This window comes from Kribbella sp. NBC_01505 (assembly GCF_045040285.1).
Classification (GTDB): domain Bacteria; phylum Actinomycetota; class Actinomycetes; order Propionibacteriales; family Kribbellaceae; genus Kribbella.
In genome coordinates, this window is the sequence record NZ_CP109425.1 from 5,509,957 (window position 1) to 5,530,812 (window position 20,856).

At 68.6% G+C, this 20,856-nt stretch carries 16 protein-coding genes; 12 read left to right on the forward strand and 4 right to left on the reverse strand.

From position 1 onward, the window contains the following. The first annotated feature begins 157 nt into the window (after positions 1-157). From mtrA to hpf, 5 genes are all read left to right on the forward strand, one after another. A complete protein-coding gene (gene mtrA, locus OG474_RS26070; RefSeq protein WP_141859693.1) occupies positions 158-835 on the forward strand; it encodes an MtrAB system response regulator MtrA in 678 nt (225 codons plus the stop codon). A gap of 89 nt (positions 836-924) precedes the next feature. After that, complete coding sequence (mtrB, locus tag OG474_RS26075) at positions 925-2,607, forward strand: MtrAB system histidine kinase MtrB (RefSeq protein ID WP_405056192.1); 1,683 nt, start codon at positions 925-927, stop codon at positions 2,605-2,607. Next, entirely contained in the window at positions 2,604-4,385 is a 1,782-nt protein-coding gene (locus OG474_RS26080) for an LpqB family beta-propeller domain-containing protein (protein WP_405056193.1), read from the forward strand. The genes mtrB and OG474_RS26080 overlap by 4 nt, the downstream gene beginning before the upstream one ends. 56 nt (positions 4,386-4,441) lie before the next feature. Continuing rightward, positions 4,442-5,137, forward strand: coding sequence for a ComF family protein (locus tag OG474_RS26085; protein WP_405056194.1), 696 nt, complete (start codon positions 4,442-4,444; stop codon positions 5,135-5,137). 248 nt (positions 5,138-5,385) lie between these two features. Further along, positions 5,386-6,009, forward strand: a complete 624-nt coding sequence (gene hpf / locus OG474_RS26090; RefSeq protein ID WP_405056195.1) for a ribosome hibernation-promoting factor, HPF/YfiA family — start codon at positions 5,386-5,388, stop codon at positions 6,007-6,009. Between the two features lie 76 nt (positions 6,010-6,085). On the opposite strand, the gene OG474_RS26095 is transcribed toward hpf, so the two are convergent. Beyond that, positions 6,086-6,892 (reverse strand): S1 family peptidase, encoded by an 807-nt coding sequence (locus OG474_RS26095; RefSeq protein WP_405056196.1) that lies wholly within the window; start codon positions 6,890-6,892, stop codon positions 6,086-6,088. A gap of 116 nt (positions 6,893-7,008) precedes the next feature. After that, entirely contained in the window at positions 7,009-7,767 is a 759-nt protein-coding gene (locus tag OG474_RS26100) for a hypothetical protein (RefSeq protein WP_405056197.1), read from the reverse strand. 206 nt (positions 7,768-7,973) lie between these two features. Between OG474_RS26100 and OG474_RS26105 the strand changes: the two genes are divergently transcribed. From OG474_RS26105 to OG474_RS26135, 7 genes are all read left to right on the forward strand, one after another. Then, the gene (locus OG474_RS26105; RefSeq protein WP_405056198.1) at positions 7,974-9,317 is read left to right on the forward strand and encodes a BTAD domain-containing putative transcriptional regulator; all 1,344 of its coding nucleotides are present in this window, start codon (positions 7,974-7,976) and stop codon (positions 9,315-9,317) included. Continuing rightward, positions 9,314-10,834 carry a BTAD domain-containing putative transcriptional regulator gene (locus OG474_RS26110; protein ID WP_405056199.1) on the forward strand — a complete coding sequence of 507 codons (1,521 nt, stop codon included), beginning with the start codon at positions 9,314-9,316 and terminating at the stop codon, positions 10,832-10,834. The genes OG474_RS26105 and OG474_RS26110 overlap by 4 nt, the downstream gene beginning before the upstream one ends. Positions 10,835-10,887: 53 nt before the next feature. Continuing rightward, entirely contained in the window at positions 10,888-12,093 is a 1,206-nt protein-coding gene (locus OG474_RS26115) for a BTAD domain-containing putative transcriptional regulator (protein ID WP_405056200.1), read from the forward strand. 60 nt (positions 12,094-12,153) lie between these two features. After that, on the forward strand, positions 12,154-13,350 hold the full coding sequence (locus OG474_RS26120) for a winged helix-turn-helix domain-containing protein (RefSeq protein WP_405064616.1): 1,197 nt from the start codon (positions 12,154-12,156) through the stop codon (positions 13,348-13,350). 184 nt (positions 13,351-13,534) lie between these two features. Further along, positions 13,535-16,465: a preprotein translocase subunit SecA gene (secA, locus tag OG474_RS26125; protein ID WP_405056201.1), complete on the forward strand. Its 2,931-nt coding sequence runs from the start codon at positions 13,535-13,537 to the stop codon at positions 16,463-16,465. Positions 16,466-16,551: 86 nt separating this feature from the next. Continuing rightward, on the forward strand, positions 16,552-17,121 hold the full coding sequence (locus tag OG474_RS26130; RefSeq protein ID WP_405056202.1) for a hypothetical protein: 570 nt from the start codon (positions 16,552-16,554) through the stop codon (positions 17,119-17,121). Between the two features lie 644 nt (positions 17,122-17,765). Then, positions 17,766-18,671 carry an NAD(P)H-dependent flavin oxidoreductase gene (locus OG474_RS26135; protein ID WP_405056203.1) on the forward strand — a complete coding sequence of 302 codons (906 nt, stop codon included), beginning with the start codon at positions 17,766-17,768 and terminating at the stop codon, positions 18,669-18,671. Here OG474_RS26135 and OG474_RS26140 read toward each other — a convergent pair. Both OG474_RS26140 and OG474_RS26145 read right to left on the reverse strand, forming a co-directional pair. Next, the gene (locus OG474_RS26140) at positions 18,635-19,930 is read right to left on the reverse strand and encodes an alpha-glucosidase/alpha-galactosidase (RefSeq protein WP_405056204.1); all 1,296 of its coding nucleotides are present in this window, start codon (positions 19,928-19,930) and stop codon (positions 18,635-18,637) included. The two genes, OG474_RS26135 and OG474_RS26140, sit on opposite strands and share 37 nt — an antisense overlap. Further along, entirely contained in the window at positions 19,927-20,853 is a 927-nt protein-coding gene (locus tag OG474_RS26145; protein ID WP_405056205.1) for a carbohydrate kinase family protein, read from the reverse strand. Before OG474_RS26145 ends, OG474_RS26140 begins: the two co-directional genes overlap by 4 nt. Positions 20,854-20,856 lie beyond the last annotated feature (3 nt).

The window sequence follows — 20,856 nt, forward strand, 5'->3', positions numbered from 1 at the left end:
GCACCATGATCACAGCCCAAACCGGGGTCAATCGGCGATCCGGCGTGTGCACTACCCAGGGAATGGGACACTATCCGTAGTGCGTACGGACGGCATGCACCGGGCGCACGACGAGTCGGACGGCAAGGAGCAGCGCGTGGCAGATGGTAACCGGACAATGCGGGGCCGCATTCTCATCGTCGACGACGACACAGCGTTGTCGGAGATGCTCAGCATTGTGCTGCGCAACGAGGGGTACGACACCTATTTGTGCGCGACCGGTGACAAAGCGGTACCAGCGTTCCGGGAGTTCAAGCCGGACCTGCTGCTGCTCGACCTGATGCTGCCCGGGATGGACGGGATCGACGTCTGCCGGGCGATCCGGGCCGAGTCCGGCGTGCCGATCGTGATGCTGACCGCCAAGAGCGACACCGTCGACGTGGTGCTCGGCCTGGAGTCCGGGGCCGACGACTACGTGGTCAAGCCGTTCAAGCCGAAGGAGCTGGTGGCCCGGATCCGGGCCCGCCTGCGCCGGATGGACGAGCCGGGGCCGGAGTCGCTGACCATCGGCGACCTGACCATCGACGTCGCCGGGCACTCGGTGAAGCGGGCCGGGGAGACCATCCAGCTGACCCCGCTGGAGTTCGACCTGCTGGTCTGCCTCGCCTCCAAGCCCTGGCAGGTGTTCACCCGCGAGGTGCTGCTGGAGCAGGTCTGGGGCTACCGGCACGCGGCCGACACCCGGCTGGTCAACGTGCACGTCCAGCGGCTGCGCTCCAAGATCGAGAAGGACCCTGAGCACCCGGAGATCGTCGTGACGGTCCGCGGTGTCGGATACAAGGCCGGTGCGGACTGATCGAGTACGGACGCGACCAAGAGTCGCAGGCTGTCTCCGACCCCGCCGCGCCGGCGGGGCCGGATCAGTCGGCCCCGCCCGAGCAGGAGGTGGCCGAGCCGCGCGGTACCGAGCTGGAGCCGACATCCGCCGCGGCTGAGTGGCATGCCTACCCACAGCCGCTCTGGCGGACGCACCCGAAGTACTGGCCGGACATCTGGCGGCGTTCCATCCAGGCCCGGATCGTCACCGGCACCCTGCTGATGTCGACCGTCGTGCTGCTCCTGGTCGGCTGGGTGATGATGAGCCAGGTCACCGACGGCGTGCTGGAGTCCCGGCGCGACAGTGCGCAGGCCGAGGCGGTCGCGCAGCTGACGTCGCTGACCTCCACGCTGAACGCGGCCGACCCGACCACGATCAACCAGCGGCTGTCCGAGCTGGTCCTCGGCACCAACCGCCCGGGTCTGTACGACGTGCTGCTGGTGCCGATCGGCAACAGCGGCTCGAACGCGATCCGCTACACCGGACTGGTCGACAGCGACTCACTGCCGCAGGCACTGGTCTCGTCGGTCAACGTCAGCGAGGCCAAGCTCTACGACACCTACACAGTGATCAAGTACAAGGACAACACCAGCGCACCGGGTCTGGTCATCGGCTCGCAGTTGCGGGTCACCAGCACCGGCGACCGGTACGCCGTGTACTTCCTCTTCCCGCTCACCGCGCAGCAGGAGACGCTGAACGTCGTGCAGCAGGCACTGGTCACTGCCGGACTGCTGCTGGTCGTTCTGCTCGGTGCGGTGGCCTGGCTGGTCACTCGCCAGGTGGTCACGCCGGTCCGGATGGCACGGCGGATCGCTGAGCGGCTCGCGGCCGGCAAGCTCGAGGAGCGGATGCAGGTCCGCGGTACCGACGACCTGGCCCGGCTGGCGGTCTCGTTCAACAAGATGGCGAGCAACCTGCAGCGACAGATCCGCCGGCTCGAGGACCTGTCCCGTCTGCAGCGCCGCTTCGTCTCCGACGTCTCGCACGAGCTGCGGACGCCGCTGACCACGGTCCGGATGGCCGCTGACCTCCTGCACGAGACGCGCGACCAGTTCGATCCGATGAGCCGCCGTTCGGTCGAGCTGTTGCAGAACGAGCTCAACCGGTTCGAGGAGCTGCTCGCGGACCTGCTGGAGATCAGCAGGTTCGACGCCGGCGCGGCCGCCCTGGATCTGGAGGACGTGGACCTGCGGGACATCGTGCACCGCGTCCTGGAGAACTTCGAGACCCTGCTGGAACGCAAGGGCTGCGAGGTGCAGCTGGCGATGCCGGAGCAGTGCCGCGCCCAGGTGGACGCCCGCAGGATCGAGCGCATCCTGCGCAACCTGATTGGTAACGCGATCGAGCACAGCGAGGGCCTGCCGCTCCTGATCAGCACCGCGTACGACGACGACGCGGCCGCGGTCGCCGTCCGGGACCATGGTGTCGGCTTCCGCACGGATGAGGCCGAGATGGTGTTCAGCCGGTTCTGGCGGGCCGATCCAGCCCGGGCCCGGACCACTGGCGGCACAGGGCTGGGTCTGTCGATCGCACTGGAGGACGCCCGGCTGCACGGCGGCCGACTGGACGCCTGGGGTTCACCCGGTGAGGGTGCGTACTTCCGGCTCACCCTGCCGCGGCGCCCCGACGTGTCACTGGCCGGCTCACCGCTTCCGGCCCGCCCGGCCGACGCCGTACGGGTCATCACGGAGAAGTCGCTCGTCGACGTCGGAGCGCCGTACCAGAAGCTGACGGGTGGTGAGGAGCTGTGAGGCGTCGTCTGCTGGTGGTGTTGCTGGCGGGGATGCTGCTGGTGACCGGATGCGCGACCGTGCCGACCAAGGGCACGATCCGCAACAGCAACCGGGAGGGCCTGGCTCTGGACCCCGGTGGCGTCGGTGTCGAGGCGAAGCCGCCGCGTGAGGGTGCCAAGGCGGATGTGATCGTGGACGGGTTCCTCGAGGCGATGTCGGACTCCCGGAAAGGCTTCGAGAAGGCCCGGCTGTACTTGACTCCGCAGGCCGCGGCGAAGTGGAAGCCCGAGTCCGGGACCACCGTCTACGACCAGGGCGACGATCTGGTGAAGGGTGACGACGCCACCTTCGTGCTGACCGCGACGCGGATCGCCGGCATCGACGACCGTGGCGAGTGGCTGCCGGCCAAGCAGAAGGAGAAGCTCGGCTTCACCTTCAAGATGCTCAAGGTGAACGGCCAGTGGCGGGTCGACTCGGTGCCCCCGGGCGTGCTGCTGGGCAGCAACCAGGTGGCGACCAAGCTGACCTCGCGCGACCTGTACTTCTTCTCCCGCGATCGCGACACCCTGGTCCCGGACCCGGTCTACCTGCCGCTGAACAACCTGTCCGCCGGACAGGCAGCGACCAAGCTGATCCAGGAGCTGCTGAGAGGCCCGACGAAGCGGCTCGGCAACGGCGTCGTCTCGATCGCGCCTCCGGGCACCGCCATCCAGGTGTCCGTCCCGGTCGAGCTCGGTGAGGCGACCGTGGCGCTCAACGACGTGCCCGGGCAGCTGGTGGAGGCCGACCGGCTCAAGCTCGCGGCTCAGATCGTCTGGACGCTGAACCAGATCAGTCTGAAGGTCAAGATCACCGTCAACGGCGCACCGCTGCTGCCGGACAACCCGGGCGTGATCCAGTTCTCCGCGGTCAGCCAGTTCGATCCGGCCGCGACGACGGCCGCGTCCACGATCCTGTACGGCCTGCTGAGCGGCAAGGTGCAACGCGTCGAAGGGCTGGACGGTGCCTCCGAGCAAGCGGCCCGCGAGCTCAACTCGAGCTGGCTCTACGGGTACGACGCCAAGTCGTTCGCCGTGAATCTGCGGGGCGACTCCGGAGCGATCGTCACCACGGAGAACGGCAAGCGGGTCGTCGTCTACGCGAAGGTCGATCCCGGTGAGAAGAAGAAGCAGGAGGAGCCGAAGCGGATCCCCGTCGAGGGCCGGGTGCTGCGGCCGAGCTACGACAACCTGGACAACCTGTGGATCCTGGACCGGGCCGACAGCGCGGTCCCGCGGCTCCGGGTGCGCACCGGCGACGGCGTGGTCCAGACGGTGCCGGTCAACTTCCACGGCGACGTACCGCAGGTGCTGCGGATGGCGCCGGACGGCGTCCGCGCGCTCCTGGTGCTGAAGTCTGCCAAGACGCACCAGAACACGGTTCAGACCGCCACCATCCAGCCCACCGCGGACGGCAAGGGTCTGAAGCTCGACGAGCTGCGTGACCTGCACGTCCCACTCACCGCGATCACCGACGCGGCCTGGTCCAAGAAGGGCGTTCTGGTCGCCGGCCGACCGGCCTCCAGTGCGACCGCGCAGCCCTGGCTGGTCAACTCGGACGGTTCGGACCCGCAGCCCCTCCCGGGAACCCCTCCCACCTTCGGGATCGAGGCCATCGCCTCCAACGCGAACCCGGACATCCTGCCCGTCTTCGAGGACACGGCCGGACGCATCCACTGGCAGGGCCTCGACCTCGACTGGGTAACCCCTGACGACGACAAGTTCGCCGACGGCCTGATCCCCAGCTACCCCGGCTGATCGCGGGTTTTCCACAGGCAGCCGGCTGCTGCTTGTGGACGGCCGGGGGAGTGACGATGGTTGGTGGAGTGTGGGGCGCCGCGGTCGATCTGCTGCTCGGAGGAGGCTGTGCCGGGTGCGGAGTTCCGGGCGTGACGTTGTGTGATGGTTGCCGGGGGCTCCTGAGCCGGATGGCTCCGTTCCGTGCCTGGCCGGATCCGCCGCCGCACGGGCTCGCGCCGCCGACCGCGGCCGCGCCGTACGGGGATCAGATTCGGCAGCTGGTGATTGCGCACAAGGAAAACGCCCGGTATCCGCTGGCGCGCCCGCTCGGCGCAGCTCTGGCGACCGCGGTGCGGGCCGCGCTCGGCGAGTACCGCGGCGTGTGGCTGGTGCCGGTGCCGTCCGCGCCGGCAACGGTCCGGCAGCGCGGCCACGACCCGCTGAGGCGGATCAGCCGGGCCGCGGCGCGCGCCCTGCGTGCACACGGGATCGACGCTCGGATCGCTCCGGCGCTACGGCTGGTACGGCGTCCCGACGACCAGGCCGGCCTGTCCGCGGAACGCCGTACCGCCAACCTGGCCGGGGCTTTCGGGCTCCGTTCGCGCTGGGCTGAACCGCTGACGGATCAACCGATCATTGTTGTTGACGACGTGATCACGACCGGGTCCACGCTCGCCGAAGCGTGCCGCGCCCTGGAATCACGGGGAATTCCGGTGCTCGGTTGCGCGGTGGTCGCCGCCACGGTGAGACGTTTGCCGTCTGGTTCATGAGAACTTCCCTACCGGTTTTCGCCGAAGCCGACTAGCGTTGGCCTATGACACCCGCTTGGGCTTGTCGAGCAGTGCTGTGGAGCAGGACCGGATCAGCCGGATTCCTGGCCACGGACTCCGACCGGCTCCGCGCCGGGTGTCTTTCGTTTCGGGCGCCCCAGCATCCGTAGCCCAGATCAAGGAGTTGAGTTCCGAACCGTCGGGGGTCCGGAGACGTAACAAGAAGTCGCCGATCGATGGAGGTTTCCGTGGACGTCGTTGTCAAGGGTCATCACTGCGAGGTCAGTGACCGCTTCCGGCAGTACGTCGAGGAAAAACTCGAGCGGATCGAGAAGGTCGATCACCGAGTACTGCGGTGCGAGGTGGAAGTCAGCCAGGAGAAGAACCCGCGACAGCACGACCGGGCGATGCGTGTCGAGCTCACCATGTACACCAAGGGTCCGGTGGTCCGCGCCGAAGCGTGCGGTGAGACCAAGTCGGCGGCGTTCGACGTCTGCCTCGACCGGCTCCGCGCCCAGGTCCGCAAGGCGGCCGACCGCCGCCGGGTGCACGGTGGACGGACTCCGGAGGGCCTGCGGCACGTCAACGCCAAGCAGCCCGTGAACGGCAACGCCCCCGTGGTGGAGGACACCGTCGTCGAGGACGAGGTGGCGACGTACAAGGTCGGCTCGCTGACCGTCACCGGGGACGGTCCCCTGGTGATGCGCGAGAAGACACACACCGCCAAGCCGATGTCCCTTGACCAGGCCCTCTACGAGCTGGAACTGGTCGGGCACGATTTCTACCTGTTCGTCGATGCCGACGACAACCAGCCGAGCGTCGTCTACCGGCGGCGCGGCTACGACTACGGCGTGATCCGCCTAGCGGTCTGACAGCCACAGAAGGGGCCGGGTTCACAGTGTGAACCCGGCCCCTTCGCCTTCCCCTGTGAAGGTCTACCTGGTGCTGTTAGCCGATCTGAGCCTGCAGTTCGGTGGCGTAGGCCGCCACCTCGGCGTAGACGCCCGGGTTGCCGGCGTCCGCGCAGCCGACGCCCCAGGAGACGACGCCGAACAGCCGGCCGTTCAGCACCAGCGGGCCGCCGGAGTCGCCCTGGCAGGAGTCCTTGCCGCCCTGTTCGAAGCCGCCGCAGATCTCACCCTCGGCCGTGTAGCCCTCGCTCGCGTAGGCCTTCGCGCAGTACGCGTCGCCCAGCACGGGAGCGTCCACCTTCTGGAAGGTGTCCGCCGGGCCGGTGCCCTCGGTCGAGCCCCAGCCGTAGACGACCGAAGCCGCACCGACCGCGTCGGCCGCCGTACTGGTCTCCAGCGCCAGCGTCGGTACGCCGCTGAATGGTGTGGCCAGCGTCAGCACCGCGACGTCGTGGCCGGCCTCCTGGCCGTACTTCGGGTCGACCCAGATGCTGCTGACCTTCGATTCCTTGCCGGTGGTCTTGTCGGCGAGCACATCGCGACCCTGGATCGCGGTGTACGTCGACGCGGCCTCCTGGGCGCAGTGCGCGGCCGTGACGATCTTGTTCGCCGCAACCAGCGTGGAACCGCACCACTGGCCGCTCGGCACCGGTGAGCCGCTGTTGTTCAGGGCGATCGCCCACGGGGTGTCCGCGGTGTGGGCGATGGTGCCGCCGACGATGCGGGTCTTCGGGCCGTCCGGGGCCGGTGCCGCGCTCGCTGTGGTCGCCACCGCGCCCAGCGACGCCGCGGTCAACGCTCCGGCGGCGACAACCGCACGGATCAGCTGCAGTCTTCCTGTCATGCCTCACACTCCAGGGCTCAGGGGCCGTGCGGGCGGCACGACCTCCTCGACGACCTTCTCCCGGCTACCGCAGGTAGCGCACCTCTCACTTGCGGTAACACCGGAGTTATGACCCCTCAGAGACCCATCGCCTTCCCGTCCAGGACGTCGTCGGCCGCCGGCGCTTTCGGGGTCTTGATCCGGCCGAAGTCGCTGAACCGGAGGGTGTCGCCGGCCGTCTGCATCTGGAGCGGCAACGCGGTCCGGCTGTCCACCCACAGCGTGCCCTCGCCGTCGTTCAGACCGATCGCGGGTACGCCGTCGATCGTCTGTTGCGGCTTCTTGGTCAGCGCACCGCTCGGCGCGAAGAGGCCGAGGTACGTCGCCCGCCTGGTCATGTCGGCCAGATAGTCGAACTCCTCGTCCTTCTTCGTTCGCTTGATCCACTTGCCCTTGAGGACCTTGACTGTCGCGTCGATCTCGGCTGCCGAGTCCTTCGCCTCCTTGCCGCGCTGCCGGATGGACTTCTCGCCGAGCGCCAGATAAGTGGTCTTGCCGCTGGTCAGCACAGTGATCTCCTCGCCGTTCACTGTGAACTTGCCCAGCCCGATGGTCTCGGCTGCCTGTACGTCGAACGTCATCTTCTCCCCGTCGGTGACGGTGCCCCGGACGCGGAAGCCATCAGCCGCGGTGACAGCTGCCTTGGCCTTGGCGAACAGCGCGGCGGCGCTGAGCTTGCTCAGGTCGGGCGCCGGAGTCGGGGTCGGAGTGCTCGTTGCCGAGGGCGGTTGGGTGGACGGCTGGTCGGCTGCCGTGCTGCCGCCGTTGCCGCAGCCGGCGACGGTGACGATCAGCAGAGCGGCAGTGGTGGTGGTGCGAATCCAGGGGAAGGACATGATGCGTGCTTTCTTGCCGATGCACCGGCCCGAGTGGTCGGTGTCTTGGTGATGAGCCTGGCCGCTCGCCGTGTCCGGACGCTGCGGTCCAACTGCGGCCCACTGCCGTCCCACTGCGGTCGGAGTGCCGAAGCGGGCTCGCCCGCTCGATAGACTGCGTCGGCTGCCGTCGCCTGAAGGCAGACAGGTTCGGGCCGGGAGGTCGGGTGGACGACGCTTTGCGGTTCGATCTGCTCGGACCGCTCCGCGCGCACCGGGGCCCGCAGGAGCTCGAGCTGGGCCCGGCCCGGCAGCAGGCAGTTCTGGCGGCGCTGCTGGTGAGCGCGAACCACGCCGTACCGGTGAGCGAGATCGTCGACCAGGTCTGGGGCGACGACCCACCCGCGAACGGTGCCAATGTCGTCCAGAAGTACGTCGCCGGTCTGCGCCGCGTCCTGGAGCCGGACCGGACGCCGCGGGCCGCCGCGCAGCTCCTGACACTGACGCCGACGGGCTACCGGCTCACCGTCGCCGTGGGCGGCTCGGATCTGGACGAGTTCACGGCCGGCGTCCAGCAGGCTCGCGACCTGCGGGCCCTCGGTCGCACCACCGAGGCTGTCGAGGCGATCCGGGGCGCACTGGCGCTCTGGCGCTCCACGCCGTTGGCCGGCCTGTCCAGTGGGTACTTCGACGCTGTCCGGGCCCAGTTGGCCGACAGCCGCGCCGATGCGCTCGAGGAGTGGGCGGAGCTGGAGCTCCTACTGGATCACGAGCAGACCCTGCTGCCGGAGCTCACCCGGCTGATCACGGAGTACCCGGCTCGTCAGCGCCTGCGGGCCGCGTACCTGACAGCGCTCTACCGCACGGGCCGGCGTGCTGAGGCTCTCACCTCGTACCACGAGGCCCTCCAGCTCAGCGGCGGTCGCCCGAGCCCGGAGCTGCAAGCCGTCCACAAGCGGATCCTGCAAGGCACACCCGCGCCCGTCGACGGGGTCGCCGAACCAGTTCGGTGGACCTCGCCGGAGATGCGGCCGCCGTTGACCCGGAGTGGCCTGCTGCTGAAGGTAACGGCCGCTCTGGTGCCGTGGCTTTCGTGTGGCGCCGGGGGCGGACTGCTGCTGGGCGTGCTCGCGATCCGTCGCCGCAGCTGGTGGCTGGGCCTGGCAGCAGTGGGCTACCTGGTAGCCATATCGGTCGGCATCTGGTTCCTGGACGGCCCTGAAGGCGAGGATCTGCGACCGGGTGAATGGCTGGTGGTGTTCGCCTGGCTGCTGCTCGTTGCGCTGTGCAGCCTGCAGCTGGCCATCATCGTTCCCGAGCGCGCAGTACGCCCCGGCCCGCTTCTGAAGATCGACCTGAACAGCGCGCCGCTCGAGGTGCTGCGTACGCTGCCGGGTGTTCCACCGGAACACGCGGCGCTGATCATCGCCGAACGCAATCACGGCGGGCCGTTCGGCTCGTTGCAGGATGTAGCCACCCGCGGTGTGTTTCCCTGGCCGTTGCCACGACCGATCGCTGACGTCGTACTCGTCGTCCCAGTCCAGGACGCCCCCAAGGAGGAGCACCGGTGAACGAAGTACCGGTCCGGTTCGATGTGCTCGGCACGTTGCGAGTCACGCATGGACAGGAGGAGCTGTTGCTCGGTCCGGCCAAGCAGCAGGCCGTGCTGGCGACGCTGCTCACCGCTCCGAACCAGGTCGTGCCGACCGCGCGGATCGTCGAGGCGGTGTGGGACGGTGAGCCGCCGGTCAACGGCCCGAACGTCGTTCAGAAGTACGTCGCCGGTCTGCGCCGGGTCCTGGAGCCGGACCGAGCCCCGCGCAGCGCGGGGAACCTGCTGATCCTGGAAGCGGGCGGCTACCGCGTCGTCGTGACGCCAGGCTATTCGGACGTCGACGAGTTCGAGGCCCTGGTTCGGTCGGCCCGGGAGCTACGCACGGCCGGGCAGCTGCCGGAGGCGTCCGAGAAGCTGCGGCAGGCTCTGGGGCTGTGGCGCGGCGAACCCCTCGAGGGCTTCACCGGTCCGATCTTCGACGAGGCGCGTCTGCAGTTGAGCGAGCTGCGCGCCGGGGCGATCGAGGATCGCGCTGAGATCGAGCTGGAGCTCGGCCACCACGAGCCACTGGCGGCGGAGCTTCCTGAGTTCGCTGCGGCCTTCCCACTGCGTGAACGGCTGCGTGGTGCGCAGATGCTGGCTCTCTATCGCACCGGGCGGTCAGATGACGCCCTGCTGGCCTACCGCGACCTGCACGACCACCTCGTCGACGAGTACGGCGTCGAGCCCGGTCTGGAGTTGCAGCAGCTCCAGGCCCGCATCGAGCGCGACGACCCGGCACTCCGGCAGACAACCGGTGCCACGGCCACTCTCACCGCGGAGCCGCCCGCGGACATCCGTCGCCGCGGTGGCCGGGACTGGGAGCTGGGTCGCGGCTGGCCGATCAGCATGACCGACCTGATCCCGCCACAGCGTCCCCGCACCGGCCGGATCCTGATCAAGGCCGCCGCTGTCCTCATCACGCTGCTGACAGTCGGGCTCGGCGGCATCGCGGGGATGTTCGCGCTGGCCTACCTCCGCCGCAACAAGCAGTTGCGGCTCGCCGCGTTCGGCTATCTGGCGGCCTGGATCTTCGGCCTGGTGTGGTCCTTCTTCAGCGAGCCCACCGGCGAGAGCGTGACGTACGTCGGCTTCCTCGTGATCCTGATCGCGACGGTCCTGAGCGCGATCCACCTCGCCGTCACCGTCGCACCCGTGTCCGTCCGCCGGATCCGTGGCCTGGCGGCCCTCGAGCAGCGTGTCCGCGCTCGCCAGGTTCTGGAGCGTGATCCGGCGTTCGCCCGCAGCCTCGGCATCGGCCGCCCGCACCTGCACCGCGAGTACGACGACGGCGGCCTCATCGACCCGAACGAGGTACCGGCCGGCGTCCTGACCCGCATCCCCGGAGTGACCGCCCAGCACGCGGCCCTGATCGTCCAGGGCCGCGAAGAGGCGCCGTTCAGCACGCCTGACAACCTCTCCGAACGAGGGCTCTTCCCAATCCCGCTGCCGCTGGCCGTGGCGACGTTCCTCGTGGTCCTCCCGCCTGACTGAGACCCTCGGCCAATTTAGGATGTCTATCGGAACCAACAGGTCAGGGGGGATGAATGGCTGCGCCGTCGTACGACGTGCTCGGGCCGCTCGTCGTGCGTCGCAACGGTGTGGACCTCGACCTGGGTCCTGAACTGCAGCAGCGAATCCTCGCCGGGCTGCTGCTACAGCCGAACGCACCGGTCCCGATGACTGACCTCCTTGAGGCAGGCTGGCGGTACGCCATTCCGGACGACGCGCCCGAGCAGGCACGTGCCGTCATCGCGTCCCTGCGTGAGCTGCTCGACCCACAGCGGGTCCCAGGTACGGAGGGCGCGCTGATCCAGCTCACCGACGGCCGCTACATGCTCTGTGCCAATCGCATCGACGTCGATCTGTTCGTTTTCGAGGAAAACGTTCGCAGCGGCCGGGCGGCCCACGCACGTGGTCACCTACCTGATGCCGCCGAATTTCTGCGCCGCGCCCTCGACCTGTGGCGCGGTGACTTCCTGGAAGGTCAGAGCGGCCCGCTGTTCGACACGGGGCGCGCACAACGGCAGGAGAGCCGGTTGGAGGTCCTGGACGAACTCTTCGTGATCGAGCTGGGTCGCGGTGTCCCCGACGCGGTCCTCCCGGACCTGGCCAACCATGTCGCCCGGCACCCTCTCCGCGAGAACGCGCGCGCAAGCTTTCTGCTCGCGCTGTACCGCACCGGCCGCCAGTACGACGCTCTGCAGCAGTTCGAGGAGATCTCGGCGCGGTTGCAGCGGGTGGAGGGCCGCGAGCCGTCGCTGAAGCTGCGCGAACTGGCCGCCCGGATCGCCCGCCAGGACCCGACCCTGCTGACCGGACCGACGCCGGCCGCGGTTCCGCTGCCCGTCGGTGACCTGCCGGTGCCGTCGGCCCTGACGCCGGCCTGGGCAGGGGCGGTGGCGGTTGCTCCGGCGCCTGCCGTGCCCGGGATCCCGCGCCCGCCGCGGTGGCAGAAGGTTGCTCTCAAGACGGGATCCGCGCTGGTCCCCTTCGTCACCTTCGGACTGGGCAGCTGGGTCGCCATGGTCGCGCTGACCATCCAGCGCCGCAATCCCTGGCTCCTGATCCCCGCGGCCGGTTACCTGGTGACCGGGATCGGATGGCTCTTCTACCCTGAAAACGTCGACTGGCCACTGGACGTGGCCTTTATCGCGATGCCGATCGCAGCAGTCCACCTGGCGGTCCTGGCTGGCTCAGCTCGGCGCCGCTGGTGGCCGGCCAGTTGGTGGCCGCGCCGTCGTCTCGGCTGAGGCCACGAACGTTCTTTGTCGGTGGGGCCTGGCACGATCGGCAGGGTGAGTACGCAGACGATGTCGACGGCGCAGGCCAGGCGGGTGGCGTTGGCCGCTCAGGGGTTCATGGACCCTCGGCCCAAGGGCGTTCCGGACGCGCGCGCCCTGGCTCGGGTGCTGGGGCGGATCGGGCTGCTGCAGATCGACTCGGTGAACGTGTTGAGCCGCGCGCAGTACCTGCCGCTGTACTCGCGGCTCGGGCCGTATCCGCGGACCCTGCTGGACAAGGCGTCCGGGAAGGGACCGCGGCGACTGGTGGAGTACTGGGCGCACGAGGCATCGCTGATCCCGGTCGAGACGCATCCGTTGATGCGCTGGCGGATGGCGCGGGCGGCGACCGAGGCCTGGGGCGGGCCGCGGTCGATCGCGAAGGAGCGGCCGGATCTGGTCAAGCAGGTGCTGGCGGACGTCCGGGCGCACGGTCCGGTGACGGCCCGGCAGATCGACGACGACGTGGAGCGCGCCCGCGAGAACTGGGGCTGGAACTGGTCGGACGTGAAGCGGGCCCTCGAGTTCCTGTTCTTCGCCGGCGAGGTCACGGTCGCCCGGCGCAACCAGCAGTTCGAGCGGGAGTACGACGTACCGGAGCGTGTCCTGCCTCGTGAGGTGGTGGAGACTCCGACACCCACTCTGGACGAGGCGCACCGCGGGCTGGTGTCGATCGCCGCCCGGGCGCATGGCGTGGCGACCGCGCAGTGCTTGAAGGACTACTTCCGTACGGAGCCTGCGCACACCGCGCAGGCGATCGCGGAGCTGGTGGAGGAGGGGGAGCTGCTGCCGGTTCAGATCGACGGGTGGAAGCGCCCGGCGTACCTGCACCGGGATGCGCGGCTGCCGCGGCGGGTGAACACGCGGGCTCTCATCAGCCCGTTCGACTCACTGGTGTTCGAGCGGACGCGGGGCGAGGTTCTCTTCGATTTCCGCTACCGGATCGAGATCTACGTCCCGGCCGAGAAACGCATCTACGGCTACTACGTGCTGCCCTTCCTGCTCGGGGACAAGCTGGTGGCCCGCGTCGACCTGAAGGCGGACCGGGCGGCCGGCGTGCTGCTCGTGCAGTCGGCGCACGCGGAGCCGAAGGCGCCGACCGAGACCGCCGAGGAGCTGGCCGCGGAGCTGGTTCAGCTGGCCGGCTGGCTGGGGCTCGACCAGGTCCGGGTGGCCGGTGGCGGTGACCTTTCGCCAGCGTTGAGTGACTCCCTGCGAGGTAGCTGACGCGGTAACGGGAACTTTCGAGCACGCTTGAGCGTGGGTGTGTTACAGGCGGGGGCACGCTGCGGGCGTGGCTTGGCACACCTCGCCCCGTACGATGGGGGTCGCACGCCGTTCCACTGGGCCGGCCGTGCCCGTCGGCATCGGCCGCAACCAGGCGACAGCAGCAAGGAGAGAACTCCCCACCATGAAGGTGATCGACAAGGTCCTGCGGATCGGCGAAGGCAAGATCCTGCGTCAGCTCCAGGGCATCGCGAAAGTGGTCAACTCCATCGAAGACGACTTCGTCGGCATGTCCGACGAGGAGTTGCGGGGGCAGACCGCGGAGTTCAAGGAACGCCACCAGAACGGCGAGTCCCTTGACGCGCTGCTCCCGGAGGCCTTCGCCGTGGTCCGGGAGGCCGCCAAGCGGACCCTGCACCAGCGGCACTACGACGTCCAGATCATGGGCGGCGCGGCGCTGCACCTGGGCAACATCGCCGAGATGAAGACCGGTGAGGGCAAGACCCTGGTCGGTACCCTGCCGACGTACCTGAACGCGCTGTCCGGCAAGGGCGTGCACGTGGTCACGGTGAACGACTACCTGGCCAAGTTCCAGGCGGAGTGGATGGGCCGGGTGTACCACTTCCTCGGTCTGGACTACGGCGTGATCCTCCCCGACATGTCGCCGGCCGAGCGGCGGGTCTCCTACGCCAAGGACATCACCTACGGCACGAACAACGAGTTCGGCTTCGACTACCTGCGCGACAACATGGCCTCCAGCATCGAGGACTGCGTCCAGCGCGAGCACAACTACGCGATCGTGGACGAGGTGGACTCGATCCTGGTCGACGAGGCCCGGACGCCGCTGATCATCTCCGGACCGGCCGAGGACTCCCAGCGCTGGTACGTCGAGATGGCCAAGATCGCCACCGTGCTGAAGCCGCGGATCGCCGACGACAAGATCCCCGAGGAGCAGCGCCCGGTCGCCGACTACGAGGTCGACGAGAAGAAGCGCACCGTGGCCATCCTCGAGCGCGGGATCGAGAAGGTCGAGGACCGGCTCGGGATCGACAACCTGTACGAGTCGGCCAACACCCCGCTGATCAGCTACCTGAACAACGCGCTGAAGGCCAAGGACCTGTTCCGCAAGGACAAGGACTACGTGGTCGTCGACGACGAGGTCCTGATCGTCGACGAGCACACCGGCCGGACGCTGCACGGCCGCCGCTACAACGAGGGTCTGCACCAGGCGATCGAGGCCAAGGAGAAGGTCGAGATCAAGGAGGAGTACCAGACCCTCGCGACGATCACGCTGCAGAACTACTTCCGGCTCTACAGCAAGCTGGCCGGCATGACCGGTACGGCGATGACCGAGGCGGCCGAGTTCTCCAAGGTCTACGGCCTCGGCGTGGTCCCGATCCCGACCAACAAGCCGATGGTCCGGGTCGAGGAGCGGGACCTGATCTACCGCACCGAGGACGCCAAGTTCGACGCGGTCGTCCAGGACATCGTCGAGGTGCACCAGACCGGCCAGCCGATCCTGGTCGGTACGACCAGCGTCGAGAAGTCCGAGCGGCTGTCCGCGCAGCTCCGCAAGGAGAACATCGCGCACGAGGTGCTGAACGCGAAGCAGCACGCGCGGGAGGCCGCGATCGTCGCCGAGGCGGGCCGCAAGGGCGCCGTCACGGTGGCCACCAACATGGCCGGCCGTGGTACGGACATCATCCTCGGCGGCAACCCCGAGCACCTGGCCGACAAGGACCTGCGCTCGCGCGGGATCGACCCGGTCGAGCACGTCGAGGAGTACGACGCGGAGTACCCGAAGCTTCTCGAGCAGTTCGAGAAGCAGGTCAAGGACGAGCAGGTCGAGGTCCGTGAGGCCGGCGGTCTGTACGTGCTGGGCACCGAGCGGCACGAGTCCCGCCGGATCGACAACCAGCTGCGCGGTCGCGCCGGCCGTCAGGGCGACCCGGGCAAGTCCCGGTTCTACCTGTCCCTCGAGGACGACCTGATGCGCCTGTTCAAGCGCGAGATGGTCGACTGGGCGATGTCGCGCAACGAGGACGACACCCAGCCGCTGGAGAACAAGATCGTCACCAAGGCGATCGCGTCGGCGCAGTCCCAGGTCGAGTCGCAGAACTTCGAGACCCGCAAGAACATCCTCAAGTACGACGACGTGATGAACCGTCAGCGCCACGTCGTGTACGACGAGCGCCGCCGGGTGCTCGAAGGCGCCAACCTGCGCGAGCAGGTGTCGGACATGCTCGACGAGACCGTCACCGGTTACGTCCAGGGCGCGACCGCCGACGGGTTCGCCGAGGACTGGGACCTGGACGCCCTGTTCACCGCGATGAAGACGCTGTACTCGACCGAGCTGACCGAAGAGCTCCTGATCGAGGAGGCCGGCGGCGAGCGGGCCGGTCTGACCTCGGACTTCCTGGTCGAGCGTTTCATCGGTGACGCCCAGGAGGCGTACCAGCGGCGCGAGGAGCTGCTCGGCGAGGACGCGATGCGCGAGCTCGAGCGCCGGGTCGTGCTGAGCGTGCTCGACCGCAAGTGGCGCGAGCACCTGTACGAGATGGACTACCTGCGCGAGGGAATCGGCCTGCGCGCGATGGCGCAGCGCGACCCGCTGGTCGAGTACCAGCGCGAGGGCTACGACATGTTCGCCACGATGATGGAGTCGATCAAGGAAGAGTCGGTCGCCTTCATCTTCAACGTCGAGGTCGACATCGAGGCCATGCGGGCCGAGATGGAGTCCGCGGCCCAGGCCGAGGCGGCAGGCGTCGACCTGGACCTGAGCGGCGCCGGCCTCGAAGGCCGCCGCGTCGAGGACATCCTCACCCCCGGTGCCCCGGTGGCGGAGTTCCCCGGCCGCGTCCAGGACGAGGAGCGTCCCCGCGACACCCCGCGCCTGCGCGCCAAGGGCCTCACCGGCGACAAGAAGCCCCAGCGCCTGACCTACTCGGCCCCGACCATCGACGGCGACGACGAGGTCTCGGTCATGGGCGACGCAGTCGACGAAGGCTCCCTGATGTATGCGGGCACCCCCCGCAACGTCGCTTGCCCCTGCGGCTCCGGCAAAAAGTACAAGCGCTGCCACGGCGACCCCGCCTCGGACGCCTACAAGTTCTAACTCTTATCGACGAAGGCCGGTCCCGTGGGACCGGCCTTCGTCGTCCCTCGGGAGGGCTCCCGGCCGCCGTCGGCCATACTGCGCGGATGAAGACCGCGATGAAGATCGTGGGCGCCGTCATCGGTCTGGCGGCACTGACGTTCGGTGCGCTGAAGCTGGTGGAGCACGATCCTGGCCCGACGGCTGATAGGAGTATCTCGACCGCGCGTCTGGACGACCTGTGCGAGAACCTGGGGCAGGTGTCGTTCCCGGATGCGCCTGCGTACGAGGGCCCGGCGCCGCATCCGATCGTGGTCGTCGGCTTCAACGACGGCTCCGCCACTCCCGACGCCAAGGTTCCGGCCGCCTGGAAGCCCCAACGGTCGCAGATCCAGCTGATCGGTTGCATCGGCACCGTGAGCCCGGGCAATCCAGCCCCTGGCCGAACGTGCACCTTCAACATCCCGACGTACCGTCAACTGCCGATCGTCGAGACCACCACCTCGGTCAGGTTGTACGAGGCCCGCACCGGCCGAATGGTCGCCGACGTCGCCGTCGAGAGCAGCAATACCCCCTGCCCGCTCCAACTGACGACCGCCGGCGACAACCCCACCGTGCAAGGCACCCCGAACTACGAACAGTACGAAGCAACCTTCGCCCCCTACGTCAACAGGTAACCCGCGGCCGGTTCTACTGAAGCGGTGTGGCTGGGGCGGTCTGTGGCTGGGCCGGATGGTGCGGTCGGTGACCGCGGTTCCCGTTGTCTGTGGCTGACGGGTGGTGGTTGCTCCCGACGATGAGCATTCCTGTCAGGTCATCTGCCGAGCCTGCGGAATTTCGCTGGATATCCGTTGAGATTGGCCCTTCTCTGCTCGTATTTCGAGGGGAGAAGGGTCAACTTGCGGGGAGATCCGCTCGTTTCGGCACCGCAGCCGAAGCCCGGAAGCTCAGGCGACGGGTACCCGGGGCACCCGCCTCGCCGTCCGCCTCAGCCGCGGGATCGGCCAGCCACCCTGCTCGTTGGCGCCGGCCGCGGCGGCGAGTACCCGGTACCGAGGTCTCCGGCCGCATCCCAGCGCGCCGAAGCGTGCTTTGCGTGGACCTGCTGCCATATAGCGGCAGTAGTCCTCCGCAGATCGGCCAGTTCGGCTCGCACGGCCCCACCCGCACGGGCGGGAGCACGCGGCGAAGGAGCGCGGGTGCGCGCGGCGAGGGGAACGTGTGGCGTGGGACATGGCGGGTGGGGTGAGGGATGTGGTGTTTTGGAGGTATGTGGCTACGGGAGAGGTTCGGGCTGAGCGTTCCGGTTGTCGGGGCACCGATGGCTAATGTGAGTGGCGGGAAGTTGACCGCGGCGATCTCGGCCGCGGGTGGGCTGGGGATGCTCGGAGCCGGCTCCGCGGTCACCGCCGACTGGATCCGCACCGAGGGAACGATCGCCGCGAAGGCCAACAAGCCCTGGGGCATCGGCCTGATGGCCTGGTCAGTCGATCAACGCCCAGAACACCTAGAAGCAGTACTGGAGCTGAAGCCCGACCTAGTCTCCCTAAGCTTCGGCAACTACGCCCCGTACGTCGCCCCGCTGCAAGCCGCAGGTATCACCGTGGCGACCCAAGCCGGCACCCTCGCCGACGCCCGCGAAGCGAGAGCCGCCGGCGTGGACCTCATCGTCGCCCGCGGTGCCGAAGCAGGCGGCCACGGCCGAAACGCAGTCGCCACACTCCCACTCCTCCAAGCGATCCTCGACGAAACCGACCTCCCGGTGCTGGCCGGTGGCGGGATCTCCGGTGCGCGCGGCCTGGCCGCCGTACTCGCGGCCGGCGCCCAAGGCGGCTGGATCGGTACGGCGTTCCTCACCTGCGTCGAGGGCCTCACCAAAGAAGCAGTCGCCCAGCGAGTCATCGAGGCCGACGAAACCGACACCGTCTACGGCACCGTCTTCGACGCAGCATCGAGGGCAGGCTGGCCCGACGAATTCGGCGGCCGGGCTCTGCGCAACCAGTACTTCGACCAGTGGGAAGGTCGCGAGCAGGAGCTCAAAGCCAACGACACCGGACACAGCGAGTACGTCGAGGGTACGAAGACGGCAGACGTCACCCGTGCCTCGATCTACGCCGGCCAAGGAGTCGGCGCGCTCACCGGAAGGCCCACGGCCGCCGAGGTTCTCGACGGCTTCGCGGGCTACCGGACCTACCTGCAGGCGGCTCTCAACGACGGCGCCAAGTAGTTGCTGTGGGCATCGACCATCTCGTCGCACAGCGCCCAGATCTGCTCGACCGGTAGCGCGGCCGCGGTCGCCGGATCAGCCATCACGGCCTGCCGGATCGACCGCGGTTCCTCCTCGATCGCCGCCCGCACCACGAGCTCGGCCACGTTCAGATACCCCTTGTTCAGCGCCGCCAACTGAGCAGGCAACGCACCCACAGCAGTCGGCTGCACCCCCAGACTGTCCACCAGGCAGGGAACCTCAACCACTGCCCCCCGAGGCAAGTTGCTGATCAGCCCGGTATTCGGCACGTTCCCGTAGATCGTCCGCGGCGTCCCGGTGACCATGCTGTGGATCACCTGCGGCGCGTACTCCATCGTCCCCTCGATCGGCAGCGGCTCCCCGGCCTTGAGTGCATCACGAGTCCGCTCGTACGACGCGAGGTTCTCCGCCACGATCCCCAGGTAGTCCCCGACCGGCAACCGCAGCCGCTCGACCTCCGAGGCATGCTGCAGATACCAGGGCACGTACTCGGACGAGTGCTCGCTCGTCTCGGTCGGATAGAACCCGAGCCGCTTGTACATGTCCACCCGCACCCGCCGCCGCAGCTCCGGATCCGCATCGATGACCTCGTCCAACCGGTCGTACAGATTCACGCCGTCGCGCTCGAACCGCAGCACCCACGCCTGGTGGTTCACCCCGGCCGCGAGGTAGTTCACCTCCTCGAACGGTACGTCGATCAGCGCGGACAGATCGTGCATCGTCCAGTAGACCGAGTGGCACAGGCCGACGACGTTCCGCAGCCCGAGCGCCTGCAGGTACCAGACGTTCATCGCCATCGGGTTGGTGTAGTTCAGCAGCCACGCATCCGGGCAGACCTCGGTGATGTCGGCGGCCAGCCCCTGCAACAGGGGGAAGGTCCGCAACGCCCGGAACACCCCGCCGACCCCGAGCGTGTCGCCGATCGTCTGGCGAACGCCGTACCGGGCGGGGATCTCGAAGTCGATCCGGGTCGCGGCGTTCATCCCGACCTGGACGATGTTGATCACGAAGTCCGCACCTTCCAGCGCGGCCCGCCGATCGAGGTGGGTGGTGATCCGCGGCGTCACGCCACGCTCGGAGGCGATGTACGCCGCCGCCCCGGCGGCCGTGTCGAGCCGTTCGGGATCGATGTCGTGCAAGGCGATGTGCACCGGCCCGACGTCGAATCCGAACAGATCCGCCAGCAGCCCCTGCGTGAAGACCACACTGCCCGCACCGACGAACACGATCTTGGTCATGCGGTCACGCTCCCCAGCGCTAGTTCCCAATCGGCCTGCGCGGCGGTGCCGCCGGCCGCCCGCGTTGACAGTGAGCCGCACGCGGCGGCGATCGCGAGCGCGCGGGCGCCGTTGAACCCGTTCAGCCGAGCGGCGACGAATCCGGCGTCGAAGCTGTCCCCGGCGCCCACCGCATCGACGTAGTCGACCTGCAATGCGGGCGCCTTCCGCACCTTCGTCCCGTCATGCGTCAGTGCGCCGGCAGCACCGTCCTTCACGACGACGAGCGGCCCGCGCCGAGCCAGGATCCCGGCCGCCTCCGCGACAGACGGGTGCCCGGTCAACTGCTGCGCCTCCGACGCGTTCGGCAGGAAGTAGTCGGTCTGTCGCAGCAGCGGATCGAGGACTATCCGATCCCAGCGCCCGGACGGATCGTCGTTCGGGTCCAACGACGTGGTCGCCTTCGCCGCCTTGGCCTCCTTGAACAACCCGGCAAGCCCCGCCGCCAGTTCAGGCATCAGATAGAACGACGACGCGTGCACATGCCGTACCGATCGCAACAGAGCAGTCGGTACGTCGTCCGCGCTGGTGGCCGGCAGACATCCGGGGGAGGTGATCATGGCGCGGTCGTCGCCGGACGTCAGGACCGTGGTGAGTGCCGTCGGCAACGACGGGTCCACGATCATCGCGGAGACATCCACGCCGCGATCAGCGAGCGCCGTACGGACGAAGTTGCCTGCGGCATCGTCACCGACACGACCGGCAAAGGCGACGCGCAGCCCCAGCCGCGCGGCGCCACAGGCCATGATCGCGGCCGAACCGCCCAGCAGTAGCGCGCCATTGGGAACCAGCCGTTCCCGCTGGCCGAAGAGGATCGGTTGCTCGACGGGCCCGACAACCACGTCGGGATTCGCGTCGCCGATCACGAGCAGGTCATATTTCATTGA

Excerpts from the sequence above, each read along its gene's own strand:
- mtrA (WP_141859693.1), top strand. The coding sequence starts at position 158 with ATGCGGGGCCGCATTCTCATCGTCGACGACGACACAGCGTTGTCGGAG.
- OG474_RS26085 (WP_405056194.1), top strand. The coding sequence starts at position 4,442 with ATGGTTGGTGGAGTGTGGGGCGCCGCGGTCGATCTGCTGCTCGGAGGA.
- OG474_RS26095 (WP_405056196.1), bottom strand. The coding sequence starts at position 6,892 with ATGACAGGAAGACTGCAGCTGATCCGTGCGGTTGTCGCCGCCGGAGCG.
- OG474_RS26100 (WP_405056197.1), bottom strand. The coding sequence starts at position 7,767 with ATGTCCTTCCCCTGGATTCGCACCACCACCACTGCCGCTCTGCTGATC.
- OG474_RS26115 (WP_405056200.1), top strand. The coding sequence starts at position 10,888 with ATGGCTGCGCCGTCGTACGACGTGCTCGGGCCGCTCGTCGTGCGTCGC.
- OG474_RS26120 (WP_405064616.1), top strand. The coding sequence starts at position 12,154 with ATGTCGACGGCGCAGGCCAGGCGGGTGGCGTTGGCCGCTCAGGGGTTC.
- secA (WP_405056201.1), top strand. The coding sequence starts at position 13,535 with ATGAAGGTGATCGACAAGGTCCTGCGGATCGGCGAAGGCAAGATCCTG.
- OG474_RS26130 (WP_405056202.1), top strand. The coding sequence starts at position 16,552 with ATGAAGACCGCGATGAAGATCGTGGGCGCCGTCATCGGTCTGGCGGCA.
- OG474_RS26135 (WP_405056203.1), top strand. The coding sequence starts at position 17,766 with ATGGCTAATGTGAGTGGCGGGAAGTTGACCGCGGCGATCTCGGCCGCG.
- OG474_RS26140 (WP_405056204.1), bottom strand. The coding sequence starts at position 19,930 with ATGACCAAGATCGTGTTCGTCGGTGCGGGCAGTGTGGTCTTCACGCAG.
- OG474_RS26145 (WP_405056205.1), bottom strand. The coding sequence starts at position 20,853 with ATGAAATATGACCTGCTCGTGATCGGCGACGCGAATCCCGACGTGGTT.